Genomic DNA, 881 nt, shown 5'->3' with positions numbered 1-881 from the left:
AAGGCCAAGTCGGTCGGTTGAGCTGGCGGCTGCAGGTCTGGAGAAGTCACCGAACCGGGCGGCGACACATTGCCAGCAGCATCGGTCAGGGTCACTTGTAGCGACGAGCCATCCTTGACTGCCGGATTCAAGGTGAGCTGGAAGGTCCCATCGGCCCCCACGGTACCGGTGGCCAGCACGTTGCCTGCACCACCGCGTACTTGCACGGTGGCGCCCACTTCACCACGGCCGCTGATTTGCTGACCGGCCAGGCCAATCACCAAGTCGGTAGGTGCAGCTGGTGGGGTGGTGTCGCCGCCATCGATATCCGGTGCAGTGACATTGCCCGCGGTGGAGATGTTGCCCGCGGCATCGGTTGCAGTGACTTGCAACTGTTCGCCATCAACCTGCGGTGGGTTGAGGGTGATGCTAAAGGCGCCACTTGCGCCCACTACAGCGGTCCCCAATACAGTGGTGCCATCCGCAGCAAGGATGCGCACGGTGCTGCCAGGTTCGGCACGGCCGGTAACCACGCTACCGTCAGCGCTGACACTGAGCTCGCTTGGCGTGGCGGGGGCGGTGATATCCGGTGCGGTGATCTGGGCGGGCAGGGATGCTGCACCGCTGCCATCGATTGCCACCACGTCGAGCAACTCACCGTTGGCTTGCGCCGGAACGAGCGTAATGCTGAACGTGCCGTCAGCGCCAGCCACCACGGTGCCAATCACCGTACCGTTGGCATCGCGCACCTCGACGCGGCTGCCAGCCGGGGCAGTACCGGTGAGGGTGGAACCGTCGGCCGAGATGACCAGATCGCCGGGGCTATTGGGGGCCGAAGTCAGTGGTACTTCGAAGTCCACAACAGTAGACGCATTACCCGCAGCATCGATTTGCACCAGGCT

At 63.9% G+C, this 881-nt stretch carries 1 protein-coding gene; it reads right to left on the bottom strand.

Annotated elements, in window-relative coordinates:
- The coding region (locus APH34_RS28415) for an Ig-like domain-containing protein (RefSeq protein ID WP_156358140.1) at positions 1-881 on the bottom strand (881 nt) is incomplete at both ends.

This window comes from Pseudomonas sp. NBRC 111131 (assembly GCF_001320525.1).
GTDB classification, from domain to species: domain Bacteria; phylum Pseudomonadota; class Gammaproteobacteria; order Pseudomonadales; family Pseudomonadaceae; genus Aquipseudomonas; species Aquipseudomonas ceruminis.
Note: the sequence above shows the minus strand (reverse complement) of the source record. Positions and strands in the feature narration are given on the sequence as shown.